This window comes from Vagococcus sp. 211, assembly GCF_056322705.1.
Genome location: NZ_CM150475.1, coordinates 1,875,465 through 1,889,775, shown reverse-complemented (window position 1 = coordinate 1,889,775; position 14,311 = coordinate 1,875,465). Strand labels below are relative to the sequence as shown.

The 14,311-nt window shown below is 38.2% G+C and carries 10 protein-coding genes and 1 pseudogene; 10 read left to right on the top strand and 1 reads right to left on the bottom strand.

Going from position 1 to position 14,311, the window contains the following annotated elements; genetic code table 11:
- Window positions 1–8 precede the first annotated feature (8 nt).
- The 9 genes from ACVWM0_RS09095 (at window position 9) to ACVWM0_RS09055 (ending at window position 11,132) form a co-directional block, all read left to right on the top strand.
- On the top strand, window positions 9–2,228 hold the full coding sequence (locus tag ACVWM0_RS09095; protein ID WP_476472322.1) for an alpha-galactosidase: 2,220 nt from the start codon (window positions 9–11) through the stop codon (window positions 2,226–2,228).
- A 12-nt stretch (window positions 2,229–2,240) separates the two neighbouring features.
- Complete coding sequence (gene melA / locus ACVWM0_RS09090) at window positions 2,241–3,551, top strand: alpha-galactosidase (protein ID WP_476472321.1); 1,311 nt, start codon at window positions 2,241–2,243, stop codon at window positions 3,549–3,551.
- Window positions 3,552–3,749: 198 nt separating this feature from the next.
- Window positions 3,750–4,898, top strand: coding sequence for a galactokinase (locus tag ACVWM0_RS09085; protein ID WP_476472320.1), 1,149 nt, complete (start codon window positions 3,750–3,752; stop codon window positions 4,896–4,898).
- A 15-nt stretch (window positions 4,899–4,913) separates the two neighbouring features.
- The gene (gene galE, locus ACVWM0_RS09080; protein ID WP_476472319.1) at window positions 4,914–5,921 is read left to right on the top strand and encodes a UDP-glucose 4-epimerase GalE; all 1,008 of its coding nucleotides are present in this window, start codon (window positions 4,914–4,916) and stop codon (window positions 5,919–5,921) included.
- Between the two features lies 1 nt (window position 5,922).
- On the top strand, window positions 5,923–7,410 hold the full coding sequence (gene galT / locus ACVWM0_RS09075; RefSeq protein ID WP_476472318.1) for a UDP-glucose--hexose-1-phosphate uridylyltransferase: 1,488 nt from the start codon (window positions 5,923–5,925) through the stop codon (window positions 7,408–7,410).
- Window positions 7,411–7,414: 4 nt separating this feature from the next.
- Window positions 7,415–8,398, top strand: coding sequence for a LacI family DNA-binding transcriptional regulator (locus ACVWM0_RS09070; protein WP_476472317.1), 984 nt, complete (start codon window positions 7,415–7,417; stop codon window positions 8,396–8,398).
- A 17-nt stretch (window positions 8,399–8,415) separates the two neighbouring features.
- A complete protein-coding gene (locus ACVWM0_RS09065; protein WP_476472316.1) occupies window positions 8,416–9,429 on the top strand; it encodes an aldose epimerase family protein in 1,014 nt (337 codons plus the stop codon).
- Window positions 9,430–9,540: 111 nt separating this feature from the next.
- Window positions 9,541–10,404, top strand: coding sequence for an ROK family protein (locus ACVWM0_RS09060; RefSeq protein ID WP_476472315.1), 864 nt, complete (start codon window positions 9,541–9,543; stop codon window positions 10,402–10,404).
- Window positions 10,405–10,730: 326 nt separating this feature from the next.
- Entirely contained in the window at window positions 10,731–11,132 is a 402-nt protein-coding gene (locus ACVWM0_RS09055) for a lysostaphin resistance A-like protein (protein WP_476472314.1), read from the top strand.
- A gap of 151 nt (window positions 11,133–11,283) precedes the next feature.
- Here the strand turns inward: ACVWM0_RS09055 and ACVWM0_RS09050 are convergent.
- A pseudogene (locus tag ACVWM0_RS09050) lies at window positions 11,284–11,764 on the bottom strand (transposase); the annotation flags it as partial.
- A 337-nt stretch (window positions 11,765–12,101) separates the two neighbouring features.
- On the opposite strand from ACVWM0_RS09050, the gene nrdD reads away from it, so the two are divergent.
- Entirely contained in the window at window positions 12,102–14,285 is a 2,184-nt protein-coding gene (nrdD, locus tag ACVWM0_RS09045) for an anaerobic ribonucleoside-triphosphate reductase (protein WP_476473699.1), read from the top strand.
- The last annotated feature ends 26 nt before the right edge of the window (window positions 14,286–14,311 follow it).

Genomic DNA, 14,311 nt, shown 5'->3' with positions numbered 1-14,311 from the left:
GGTAGGGAATGGACATGACATTAATTTCAGTAGACAAAACGCAAGGCATTTTTCATTTATCTAATCAATGGATGAGCTATATTTTTTCAGTAGAAGACGGGATATTGGTTCATAAGTATTACGGAAAAAAAGTATCAAATTATTCTGGGGGAATGGATTACCCAACCCACACACGGGGTTCTTTTGCTCCTAATTTACCAGGAGAGCTGGATAACAGAGTAAGTTTGGCTTCTCTGCTTCAAGAATATCCTGGCACCAATCAAGGGGATTATCGTAGCGGTAGTATTGAGGTAACATCTCATATATCTGGACATAATAATACCCGCTTCTTGTACAAAGATTACGTCATTCACTCTGGGGTCGTAGCAGTAGAGGGGATGCCTAGTAGTACGGATATAGAGGGGAATAAGTCTGAGACATTAGAAATTCGATTGGAAGATAAAGAGGATCAATTAGAATTACGTCTGTATTTTACCGTGTTTGCAGAGAGCCCAATTTTATTACGTAAGGCATCCATCTATAATGGATCGAAAGAGGCAGTTACTCTTAATAAAATGAGCAGTCTGAGTTTAGATTTTGCGGCATCTGAAAAAGAATTGATTCATTTATCAGGAACCTGGGGGGCTGAAAGACAGATTGTTCGGGAACCTATTAATCGTGGGATTAAGTTTTTAGATAGCCGCCGAGGTACGAGTAGTCATAATCAGAACCCGTTCTTTGCTTTAGTTGATAAAGAAACCACAGAAACTATGGGTGACGTTTATGGTTTTGCGTTGATGTATAGTGGCAATCACGAAATGGTAATCGAGCGAGATTCTTATGATCAACTGAGGGTACAAATGGGCATCAACCATGAGACTTTTTCGTGGGAATTAGCACCAGAGGAAAGCTTTATGACACCTGAAGTGGTGATGAGTTATACAGATAAGGGGCTAACGGATTATTCGATTCATATGCATGAGTTTGTGAATCATCATATTGTGCAATCTCGTTATAAGGGGATTGAACGACCTGTACTAATGAATAATTGGGAAGCAACCTATATGGACTTTACAGAGGATAAAATTAAAGCTTTGATGAAAGAAGGGGCAGATTTAGGTGTTGAGCTATTTGTCCTGGATGATGGTTGGTTTGGTAAGAGAAACGATGACACCACAAGTCTTGGTGATTGGTGGGTCAATGAGGAAAAATTACCTAATGGGCTTAAGGGATTAGCAGATGAAGCCAAATCTCTTGGTATGACGTTTGGTTTATGGTTTGAACCAGAGATGGTGAGTCCAGAAAGTGACTTATTCAGAGCACATCCAGACTGGGTACTTCATTATCCTACAAAAGGTATTTCCCCAGCAAGAAATCAATATATTTTAGATATCACAAGACAAGAAGTGAGAGATTATCTAGTAGACACGCTATCGGATGTCTTAAATAGTGCAGACATACGTTATGTTAAATGGGACATGAATCGTAATTTTTCAGAAGCTTATTCCACTGTATTACCGGCTAGTAGACAAGGTGAAGTGAGTCACCGTTATACGTTAGGATTATATGAGTTGTTGGAGCGTATTACTAAAGCATTTCCAGATATTCTGTTTGAAAGTTGTTCAGGTGGTGGTGGCCGTTTTGATTTAGGGATGTTGTATTACATGCCACAAACTTGGACTAGTGATAACTCTGATGCGATGGAACGTTTAAAAATTCAGTATGGGACAAGTTTGGTTTACCCTGTATCAAGTATGGGTGCCCATGTATCAGCTTCTCCTAATCATCAAAACGGAAGACGGACGCACATTGAAACGCGTGGGGATGTGGCAATGTCGGGTTTATTAGGATATGAGTTAGATGTGTTAACGTTAAGTGATGGAGAAAAAGAAGCCATGAAGGCACAAATTACTTTTTACAAACAGCACCGACGGTTGATTCAGTACGGAACATTCCACAGGATTTATTCTCCTTTTGAAGGCAATAGAACCTCATGGATGTTTGTCTCACCAGATAAAAGCGAAGCGATTGTGTTTTATGCTGAAGTATTAGCTGAAGCATCGCCTTCATTGAAAGTGTTACAACTGACAGGATTAGATCCAAATAAACGTTATAGAAGTGATGAAGGACGTGTTGCTTACGGGGATGAATGGATGAATATGGGGTATTATGTTCTGAACAAGACCCATCAACAACCCTTTGGTGATTTTGAAACATCCTTTGTTTATATGACAACAATTGAAGAATAGGAGAGATGACTCATGGTTAAGATAACATTTATCGGAGCAGGTAGTACTATTTTTGCTAAAAACGTATTAGGTGACGCCATGTTGACACCAAGCTTACAAGACGCACATATTGCGTTGTATGATATTGATCCCGTTAGGTTGAAAGAATCAGAAATGATGCTAAAAACTATCAATAAGAATGTCAATAAAGGACGTGCGAGCATCCAGTCCTATGATAATCGAAAAGAAGCTCTAAGAGGGGCAGATTTTGTCATCAATGCCATTCAAGTAGGAGGTTACAAACCCTCTACGGTGATCGATTTTGAGATACCTAAAAAATATGGATTACAACAGACGATTGGGGACACACTAGGGATAGGTGGTATTTTTAGAGGATTACGTACGATTCCTGTGATGTTAGCATTCGCTAAAGAGATGGAAGAAGTTTGTCCGAATGCCTGGCTATTAAATTATACTAACCCGATGGCTATTTTAACGATGGCTGTTTTAAAAGAAACAAGCATCAAAACAGTGGGATTATGCCACAGTGTGCAAGTGTGCGTGCCTGAATTGTTTGAACATTTAGGGATTGAGGAAGAGTATGATTTAGATGACTTCCAATGGAAAATTGCGGGGATTAACCACATGGCGTGGTTATTAGAAATTACTAGAAATGGAAACGACTTTTATCCTGTGATTAAAGAAAAAGCCTTAGCCAAGTCTAATCCTCATCCTGATGCAGTGAGATTTGAATTAATGAAGCATTTTGGTTACTACATCACAGAATCCAGTGAGCATAATGCGGAATATCATCCTTACTTTATCAAAGATAAATACCCACAATTAATAGATAAATTAGGCATTCCTATTGATGAGTATTTAAGACGATGTGAGCAACAAATTGAAGACTGGGAAGCACAGCGTGATGAGGTGGTTAATAATGGTGAATTGACCCATGAGCGTAGTAGAGAGTATGCATCCTATATTATGGATGCGATTGTAACAGGGAACCCCACAATGATAGCTGGAAATATCCTGAATACAGGTCTAATTACGAATTTACCTAATGATTGTTGTGTAGAGGTTCCTTGTTTGGTTGATAAAAACGGGGTACAACCGACCTTTGTAGGTGACTTACCAACCCAATTAGCCGCTCTTAATCGGACCAATATTAACGTACAAGAACTAACAGTGGAAGCAGCATTGACCCTTGATAGAAGTAAAATTTATCAAGCAGCGATGTTAGACCCTCATACTAGCTCAGAGTTATCTTTAGATGACATTCATTCATTAGTGGATGAATTAATCGAGGCACACGGTTCTTATTTGCCTGAGTATCATTAAGCCTTAGATAGAAAGAGGCATTCTATCTACATAAAGTCATGGGCTTGGACTAAGTTGTCTTTCTTTTAGAAGAAGCAGCTAGTCCAAAGCGCATGCTTTTTTGTTTAAAAAGGAAACCATGGATTGAATAAGTGCTTGAATTACTATATAATAGTTTTAGTAAAACTTTTACTTAAAATTAAGGAAGAGGTAGAGGAAATGAAAAAAACATTCATGCAAGTGTTTGGCAAAGAAGCAACAGATACTTATTTTTCGCCAGGTAGAATTAATTTAATTGGGGAACACACGGATTATAACGGAGGCAACGTGTTTCCTGCAGCGATTACCATTGGAACGTATGGCTTGTCTTGTAAAAGAGAAGACAGACTTTTTCGTTTTTATTCTGAGAATTTTTCAGATTTAGGAATCATTGACGTATCTTTAGACGATGTGTCCTACGATGAGGCTGATACTTGGGTTAACTATCCTAAGGGGATGTTGGCATTTCTTATAGAAGAAGGTCATGATATCACTCATGGATTAGATATTTACATTAATGGAAACATTCCTAACGGAGCAGGATTATCTTCCTCTGCCTCTCTTGAATTATTGATGGGAGAAATGTTAAAAGATAATTTTGAGTTGTCTGTCTCTAGGTTAGAGTTGATCCAATTAGGCAAGAAAACTGAAAACGAATTCATTGGTGTTAATTCAGGTATAATGGATCAGTTTGCCATTGGTATGGGAAAAAAAGATCAAGCGATTTTATTAAACACAGACACCTTAGAGTATGAATTAGTCCCTGCTGACTTTAAAGAGTATCTTGTGGTTATTATGAATACCAACAAACGTCGGGAATTGGCGGATTCTAAGTACAATGAGCGTCGTGGTGAGTGCGACGAAGCACTATCGTATTTGAAAAAAGAGACGGCAATTAGCTATTTATGTGAATTAGATTTAGCCACCTTTAATCAACACAGCCATGTCTTGCCAACGGATACCTTACGTCGCCGGGCGAAACATGCTGTGTCAGAAAATGAGCGAACATTACTAGCTAAAGAGGCCTTGGTAAAGGGTGACTTGACGGCTTTTGGTCACTTGTTAAATGCCTCTCACGCCTCTTTAAAGACAGATTATGAAGTCACAGGACTCGAATTAGATACCTTAGTTGCCTCAGCGCAAAAACAAGAAGGTGTCTTAGGAGCTCGTATGACAGGAGCAGGATTTGGTGGTTGTGGAATTGCTTTGGTGAAAGAAGGCATGCTAGCGTCATTTAAAGAAAAAGTGGGCCAAGAATATTTAGAAAAAATAGGTTACTCTGCTGATTTCTATGAAGCTAAAATCGGTGATGGTACAACGAAAAAATAGATTGGAGGCGTAAATATGAGTATTTTAGTATTAGGTGGTGCCGGATATATTGGCTCCCACGCAGTGTCTCGTTTAATTGAAGAGGGACAAGAAGTAGTAGTGGTAGATAATTTATTAACAGGACATCAAGAGGCAGTTCATCCAAGTGCGACTTTTTATGAAGGTGATATCAGAGATAAACTCTTTTTAACCTCTGTCTTTGAGAAAGAAGAGATTCATGGGGTACTTCATTTTGCTGCCAGTTCACTTGTGGGAGAATCTGTTGAACAACCTTTGAAGTACTTTAATAACAATGTGTATGGGATGCAAGTCCTTCTTGAGGTAATGAAAGAACAGGATGTGAAGCGCATTGTCTTCTCATCCACCGCAGCGACTTATGGTGAACCTGCTGAGTTGCCTATTCAAGAAACCACTAAAACCTCTCCTGAGAGTCCTTATGGTGAAAGCAAGTTAATGATGGAAAAAATGATGAAATGGTGCGACTTAGCCTATGGTATGACCTTTGTTTCGTTGCGTTATTTTAATGTTGTTGGGGCTCATACGAATGGCATGATTGGGGAAGATCATCAGCCAGAAAGTCACCTCTTACCGATTATCATTCAAAAGGCTTTGGGACAGCGTGAGGTGTTAAGTGTGTTTGGTAATGACTATGACACACCAGACGGCACTTGTATCAGAGATTATGTTCATGTGCTTGATTTAGTAGACGCTCATATTTTAGCGTTACAATATTTAGCAGATGGCAATGAGAGCAATGTATTCAATCTAGGCAGTAATGCAGGCTTTTCTGTCTTAGAGCTAATTACTGCGGTTGAAACAGTAGCCGGAGAGTCTATTGATTACGTTATTCAAGAGCGACGTGCTGGAGACCCAGCTGTTCTCGTTGCATCCAATGAAAAGGCTAAAGATGTATTGGGTTGGGACCCTAAATATACAGAGATTACGTCCATTATTGAAACAGCTTGGAACTGGCATTATACTCACCCAAAAGGGTATGAAGATCAAGAAACGTTAGGGGAATAACATGAAACATATTGTAACGGCTTTTGTAGACCAAGGGATTATTTACGGACAATGGGATGAATTAGATCGAGTGTATTTAACGAACCGAGTGTTATTTTTAATAGGAAAAGAAGAAATCGCTGGGTTGCCAGAAAGTCACGGGGAAGAGACTCCCTTATGTCTGGTGAAACAGCTGGTTCAAGAAGGGGTATTGAACCGAGCCATAGGAGATACTAGCCGGGAACGAGAAGTGTTGGAGGGACAATTGATGGACCTCTTAACCCCGTCACCCAAAAGATTAAATGAGACATTTAATCAAAGGTATAAGGAATCTCCTGAAGCAGCGACGGATTATTTTTTTGAACTTAGTCGAATAAATGATTATATTAAAACAGAACACATTGCAAAAAACATAGAATTTCCAGTAGGTACGGAGTATGGTGAGTTATTGATAACCATCAACTTATCCAAGCCTGAGAAAGACCCGAAACAAATTGCTTTAGAGGGAAAAGCAAAGACAATCAACTATCCAAAATGTATGTTATGTATTGAAAATGAAGGTTACGCTGGGAGAATTAATCATCCCATGCGACTCAATCATAGAGTGATTCGTTTTAATTTATTAGGAGAGCCTTGGGGCTTTCAATATTCACCTTATGCATACTACCCAGAGCATAGCATTGCCTTTTCAGAAACACACAGACCTATGTCTATCAATAAAAAAACGTTTGAAAGTTTAATTGACTTTTTACACGTGTTTCCGCATTATTTCATTGGTTCTAATGCAGACTTGCCTATCGTAGGAGGCTCTATTTTATCTCATGAGCATTACCAAGCTGGACGATGTAACTTTCCGATTGAAAACATGCCCTTAGATTTTTCTTTTGAGTTACCACTATATCCTAATGTAGCAGCAGGCGTGGTGAAATGGCCGATGACGGTGATTCGTTTAAGTAGCTCAAAGGAATCAGAGCTGATTGAAGCAGCCGATACTATTTTTCAACAGTGGCAAGATTATTCAGATGAAAAATTAGACATCATCGCCTATACTGAAGATGGGGTCCCTCATCATACGGTGACACCCATTGCTCGTAAAAGGGATGATCTTTATGAATTAGACCTTGTGCTAAGAGACAACAATGTCTCAAAAGAACATCCAGATGGTATCTTTCATCCACATCAAGAAAGACATCATATCAAACAGGAAAACATTGGGTTGATTGAGGTAATGGGATTAGCTATTCTACCGCCACGATTAAAAGAAGAATTAGAAGAAATTAAAGAACATTTATTAGGAAATAAAACAACAGTTTGTGAGAGTCATAAAGATTGGGTAGAGAGTATGAAACAACGGTATGTGTTCACTGAAGACAATGTGACAGATATTGTACAAACAGAAGTAGGATTAATCTTTTTAGAAGTATTAAAAGATGCAGGGGTTTATAAACGCGATGCTTCGGGGAAAGAAGGGATGGCTCGATTTATTCAGCACTTGCAAGACAAAGGATGATGATATGGCAACAATTAAAGATATTGCGGAGCTAGCTGGGGTCTCGTCAGCATCGGTCTCACGAGTATTAAATTATGATACGAGTTTATCTATAAACGAGGAGACCAAACGACGTATTTTTGAAGCAGCAGAGACACTTAACTATACGAAGCACCAAAAAAAAATGGGAAAAGAGAACCGTCAGATTAAGTTGATTCAATGGTTTGATGAAACGGAAGAGCTAGAGGATGTTTATTATCTATCGATTCGTCTAGGAATTGAAAAAAGAGCGCAAGAATTAGGCATTACGTTACTGAAAGAAAAATACAGTGAGATGACAACTGCGGCAAGTGATGGCATCATTGCGTTAGGGAAATTCGATAAAGAAGAAGTGGAAGAGCTAGAGAAGCAAGGCGTTCCTTTACTATTTGTTGACGATGACCGTACAAGCTTAGGCCATTCTTCCTTAATTGTGGATTTTAAACAAGGGATGAAACAGGTTGTAGCGAGTATTTTAGAGAAGAAGGACCAAAAAATTGGCTTAATCTCAGGAAAAGAAACAACCAAAACGTTAGGATCAACGATACCAGACATGCGTTTAGAGTATTTGTTATTTGAACTTCGAAAAACATCTCTAGAAGTGACGCACCAATTAGAAAGTTTGTTTTCTGTAGAGTCTGGGTATCACACAATGGCAACATTTCTTGATACAACAGAAGCAACACATTACCCAGAGGTGTTTTTTATTTCGAGCGACGCTATTGCAATTGGTGCATTAAGAGCATTGGGAGAAAGAAACATTCGAGTTCCTGATGATATTGGGATTATTTCTTTTAATGATATCAGCGTGGCAAAATATATGACGCCTCCTTTAACAACGGTAAAAGTGTACACGGAAAAAATGGGCTCAATGTCTGTTGATACGTTACTAACCTTGTTAACACAAGGAAATGATATTCCCGTACGATTAGAAATTGGAACAACTTATGAAGTGCGACAATCGTATTAAGATAGGGGTAATAGAGGATGGGACAACACATAGAAACTTACTCATTACAAAACAGTTATATTAGATTAAGAGTCACTACTGCGGGTGCGTCTTTAATGTCTTTAGAGGTGAAGGATGATAAAGGCGACTGGATAGATGTTGTTTTAGGTTATGATAATCCTAGAACCTATATTGACGATAATGCCCCGTGTTTTGGTTCAACCATAGGGCGAAATGCTAACCGAATCAAAGGTGCTAGTTTTAAAATCGATGAACAAGAGTACCAATTACCACGCAACGAGGGAGATAATAACCTGCATAGCGGACCGAACGGGTATCATGTCAGAATATGGGAACTTAACAATCAGACAGAAGAGAGCCTGACGTTTGCTTTACATAGTCCCCATCTGGACCAAGGGTTTCCTGGAGAATTGGACATGACAGTTACTTACGGAATAGTGAACAATACGCTAAGTATTTCTTATCAAGGGATCTCTGATAAGGCGACTTTATTCAATCCAACGAATCATAGTTATTTTAATTTAAATGGGCATAACAGTGGGGATATCTATCAGCATTCTTTGCAGATACCTTCTGATTATTTTATGCCATTAGGCTTGGATTCAGTTCCTTTAGGCTACAGAGAAGCTGTTTTTGGGACGCCTTTTGATGTTAGACAGCCAGTCTTCATTGGTGAGATACTAGCTAAAAAGAATGAGCAGTTACGTATAGGCACTGGTTTGGACCATCATTTTGTTTTAGAAGACGCAGAGAAGTGTGTGATATTAAGTGCTAGTAAGACAGGAATTGAGATGACGGTTCAAACGGATATGCCGGGAGTACAAATATACACTGGAAACTTTTTGGACACGATTGACGGTAAAAAAGGCGCTATGTATCATAAACACAGTGGGGTGTGTTTGGAAACGCAATTTTGTCCGAATGGGATGAACAATGAAGGGGAAGTATCACCGGTAGTAGAACCAAATCACCAGGTTCACTATACTAGTCGGTTTACTTTTGATATAAGACAAGATGACAAGCAGTTGTGATGATAACAACTGCTTTTTTAGTGCGGCCAAATAACTAACGAGGACGTTTGCGTTTGCATTTACTTATTTGGTACAATTAATATAATAAATAGAGAGTAATGGGGGATAACGATGGGATTAATGGTATTTGATATTGGTGGTTCAGCGATTAAGTTTGGCTACTGGGAAAATCAGAGATTAGAGCAAACCGGTCAGTTTGTTACGCCTGATAGTTTTGAAAAGATGGTTGCAGCGATGCAGGAGACAATGACGACGATTACTGGAGAAATAGAAGGAGTTGCCATTAGTTCACCAGGTGTGGTGAATGGGGTAACCAGAAGAATTGATGGGTTAAGTGCGGTTAAGTACCTTCATGGCTTTCCTATATTTGACGCGTTAGAAGAAGCGTTAGGACTCCCTATTGCGATTGAGAATGATGCGAACTGTGCGGGAATCGCTGAAATTGAATTAGGAATAGGAAAATCTGTGAATCATGCTGTTTTCCTTGTATTGGGTACAGGTGTCGGCGGGGCTATTTTTATTAATAGGCAGCTATATAAAGGTGCTCATTTATTTGGTGGTGAATTTGGTTTAATGTTGAACCGACGCCATGAGATTTTAAGTAATGAGGGAACGATGGTCAAAGTAGCTAATAAATACAGTAAATTAACGGATCAGAAGGTAGATGGGAAACGCATCTTTACCCTTTTAGAAGAGCAAGACGAACTTGCGACAGCACTTGTTTCTACGATGTACGATGATATTGCTCATGTCTTATACAACCTTCAAGTAGCCTTAGATCCAGAGATGGTGATCATTGGTGGTGGTATTTCTGCCAGACCAGAAATTAGTCGAGAGATTAGTCAGCGGTTAGAAAAATTATTGGCGCAACAAGGTGTCGAAGCGATTTTACCTGAAGTTGTGTCGTGTAAGTTTGGCAATGATGCTAATTTAATAGGTGCTGCGATGAATTTCATGAATGTGCACACGTTGTAGAGAGGAGAATAACCAACGAATGATACATCCAGAATGGATAGGCGTAAGCAGGGAGTAGCCACGAGTTGGGGTAAGAAGGACACTTGGTTTACGGTCTTGTTTATAGTATTTTTTGTAGGAACTTTTATTGTCAGTCAATTATTAAGATTAGAAGAACAGGTTTAAACTGTTTCAATAGTAGGTTTGTTAGGTGTTCTATTCGTAATCTGTATCGGATGTATGGTAAAGAATTAAGTACAGAGTGGACGAGATTTAGGGAAAATAAATTTTGGTTAAAAATAATACTGTCCATTTTTTTGATGGGTGGAATTATAGGTTTGTTGCAAGTGACTCGCTCAATATTACCTCCGGAATGGTTGGCCACTGGCGGTACTGAAGAAGATATCGTTTATACTATTAGTGTTATCGGACTGCTATTACCAGCTATTCAGGCCTTAATGGCCCCTTTTTATGAAGAAATTCTTTTTAGGTATGTGATGATTGATCGAATGAGAAGCCCGTTAATTAAACTAATCATGTTGGTTATTCAAGCCGTGTTTTTTGGTTTAATTCATACCTTTAATTTTAATGGGAATCCTTTAGCAACTATCCCTTACATGGTTATTGCTGTATATTTTGGTTTAATTTATCTTTTATTTGATAATATATGGATGTCGATTATCGTTCATTGGCTATTTAATTTCATGAACAGTGTATTACCTCTGATTTTAATTTTGTTTTATTTATAATAATTAGAAAAAGCAACTAGTCTTAGATTAGATGCTTTTTTTATTTCTTATTTAATAAAGTATAAAAAAACCTAAATTGCAACAATAAGTTAGCCACTTTGGTAAAAACATCTAAATATCAGTGTTATCTTATTCAACCCCTTATTTACTAACGTGTTTTTCTTTCAAAAAGTGTTAGTAGAGCGTTATCATCTTTTGTTTTAGAACCAATCACACGATCAATTTCCAAATGACCAAACGATGTTCTATTGTTAACAGAATCAGGACGTTGATCAATTGATTTTCCAAGTCCCAAGGGACTTGATGAAACCAACAATAGCATCTGGTGATCACTTAAGGTCAATGATTTGTTTACAAGCAAAATTAATAAAGTCTGATGCACTTATTAGCTTAGATTTAGAACCACAACGTTTTCTGATTTCTTTATAGATAGTATGTCCTGTATCAGCGAAATAGAGTAGCTTTGACTTTCTCTTTTCTTTAATTTAGGTTGTTGTGCCACGTTTGAGTTCATTAGCTATAGTTTGATGATGTCGTCCTAATCGTCTGCCGATTTCTCTATTAGAAACACCCTCATTGTGCCAAAACTCAATAAGTTGCCTTTCTTCGAAGGAACGGTGTTTTTTATTTATTTTAGAGTGGTTAACTTGATTCTACAACTAACCAAGTATAAAAAAACAAAAAGAAAGAGGAAAGTGGATAGGATTAGTTGTTTTTTCTTCCTGAAACAAGCGTTAAGATAAGCTAGAATGACAGGGAAAAGGGGAATAAATAAAAATAATTGTGAATACGGTCACTAAAAATAACTTTTGCTATTTTTTATGAATAGAAAGTCAATGGTGATACACTATATATAGATGTCAATAGCAAAAACGAAAATTTAAACACTATATATGGTTGAAAATGTAGGTGTTATGTTCTATGATAAATGGAGATAAAAGAGACAAGGAGTTGCTTGAAGTGATTGAAATGAACGACGTAACATCAGAAAAAAAGGTAGAAAGTGTAGAGATACACAAATTAGAAGTGATTAAAAGAGATGGTCGTAGAGTAGAATTTGACGAAACTAAAATAACAGAAGCCTTAATCAAAGCTGAGAAGAAAATTAATGGGGAACTGTCGCCAGTCACTCTTCGTCGCATTGAAAACGTGGTAACTTTAATCGAAGCAGAAATTAAAGAACGTTTCGCAACTAATATCAAAATATATGAAATTCAAAACATTGTAGAACACACACTTCTCGATAATGGGGCGTATCAATTAGCTGAAGAATATATTAACTACCGGACGCGTCGTGATTTCGAACGCAGTAAAGCAACAGATATTAATGTCACTATTGGGAAGTTATTAAATAAAGACAGTCGTCTAATCAATGAGAATGCGAATAAAGATAGTAATGTCTTTAACACTCAACGGGATTTAACAGCAGGGATTGTGGGGAAATCAATAGGCCTTAAATTATTACCTGCCCATGTTGCTAATGCCCATCAAAAAGGGGACATTCATTACCACGATTTAGATTACCATCCTTATTCACCCATGACGAACTGTTGTCTTATTGATTTTGAGGGAATGTTGAACAATGGTTTTAAGATTGGGAATGCGGAAGTAGAATCACCTAAGTCGATTCAAACTGCCACAGCACAAATCTCACAAATCATTGCCAATGTGGCGTCTAGCCAGTACGGTGGGTGTTCAGCAGATAGAATTGATGAGTTTTTAGCCCCTTTTGCTAAGAAAAATTACGACAAACATTTGGCTGATGCTAAAGAGTGGATTGAGGATACTGGGAAGCACGATGCTTATGCTAAAGAGAAAACAAGGAAAGATATTTATGATGCCATGCAAAGCTTGGAATACGAAATCAACACCTTGTTTACGTCTAATGGCCAAACGCCGTTTACTTCCCTAGGTTTTGGTTTAGGGACAAATTGGTTTGAGCGTGAGATACAACGAGCAATCTTCTTAAATCGCATTAAAGGATTAGGGGAAGAACACCGAACCGCTATTTTTCCTAAGTTGATCTTTACAATAAAAGAAGGGGTCAATTTAGCAGAAACAGACCCTAACTATGACATTAAAGAACTGGCATTAGAGTGTGCAACGAAAAGAATGTACCCTGATGTATTGAACTACGATAAAATTGTGGAATTAACAGGAAGTTTTAAAGTGCCTATGGGGTGCCGTTCTTTCCTCCAAGGTTGGAAAAATGAGCAAGGTGAAGAGATTAACGCAGGTCGTATGAACTTAGGGGTTGTGACACTAAACTTGCCTAGAGTGGCATTAGAAGCGAATGGAGACCAAGAGAAATTTTGGCAATTACTTGATGAGCGACTAGTGACAATGAAAGATGCCTTAATGTTTAGAATTCAACGATGCAAAGAAGCTACGCCGGAGAATGCACCTATTCTTTATATGTACGGAGCATTTGGTGAGCGGTTGAAAAAAACAGACTCAGTGGATGAATTATTTAAGAATAAACGCTCGACTGTATCTATGGGTTATATTGGTTTATACGAAGTGGCGTCTAGTTTTTATGGTGGTGAATGGGAACATAACCCAGAAGCCAAACAATTTACGATAGCTATTTTGAAGTACTTAAAACAACATGCAGATGCTTGGGGAGATGAGTCAGGTTATCACTTTAGTGTGTATTCAACACCAAGTGAAAGTTTGACGGACAGATTCTGTCGTTTGGATAAAGAAAAATTCGGCAATGTGCCTGATATTACAGATAAAGATTACTACACGAATAGTTTTCACTACGATGTTAGAAAAACACCAACACCATTTGAAAAAATTGATTTTGAAGAAGAGTATGCAGAGTATTGCTCCGGTGGTTTTATTCATTACTGTGAGTATCCAGTGTTACAACAAAACAAACAAGCATTAGAAGCAGTGTGGGATTATGCGTACGATAAAGTTGGTTATTTAGGTACCAATACACCAATTGATCACTGCTACGAATGTGATTACAAGGGTGATTTTCATCCGACAGAAAGAGGATTTGAGTGCCCGCAATGTGGCAACAGAGATCCTAAGACCTGTGATGTTGTGAAACGGACCTGTGGTTATCTAGGTAATCCACAAGCCAGACCGATGGTACATGGTCGACATCAAGAAATAGCATCACGTGTTAAACACATGAAATAATAAAGAAGTGGGAACCCGTTTGTGTT

Bases quoted from the DNA above. Each gene is read 5' to 3' on its own strand.
- ACVWM0_RS09095 (WP_476472322.1), top strand. From the start codon at position 9: ATGGACATGACATTAATTTCAGTAGACAAAACGCAAGGCATTTTTCAT.
- melA (WP_476472321.1), top strand. From the start codon at position 2,241: ATGGTTAAGATAACATTTATCGGAGCAGGTAGTACTATTTTTGCTAAA.
- ACVWM0_RS09085 (WP_476472320.1), top strand. From the start codon at position 3,750: ATGAAAAAAACATTCATGCAAGTGTTTGGCAAAGAAGCAACAGATACT.
- galE (WP_476472319.1), top strand. From the start codon at position 4,914: ATGAGTATTTTAGTATTAGGTGGTGCCGGATATATTGGCTCCCACGCA.
- galT (WP_476472318.1), top strand. From the start codon at position 5,923: ATGAAACATATTGTAACGGCTTTTGTAGACCAAGGGATTATTTACGGA.
- ACVWM0_RS09070 (WP_476472317.1), top strand. From the start codon at position 7,415: ATGGCAACAATTAAAGATATTGCGGAGCTAGCTGGGGTCTCGTCAGCA.
- ACVWM0_RS09065 (WP_476472316.1), top strand. From the start codon at position 8,416: ATGGGACAACACATAGAAACTTACTCATTACAAAACAGTTATATTAGA.
- ACVWM0_RS09060 (WP_476472315.1), top strand. From the start codon at position 9,541: ATGGGATTAATGGTATTTGATATTGGTGGTTCAGCGATTAAGTTTGGC.
- nrdD (WP_476473699.1), top strand. From the start codon at position 12,102: ATGAACGACGTAACATCAGAAAAAAAGGTAGAAAGTGTAGAGATACAC.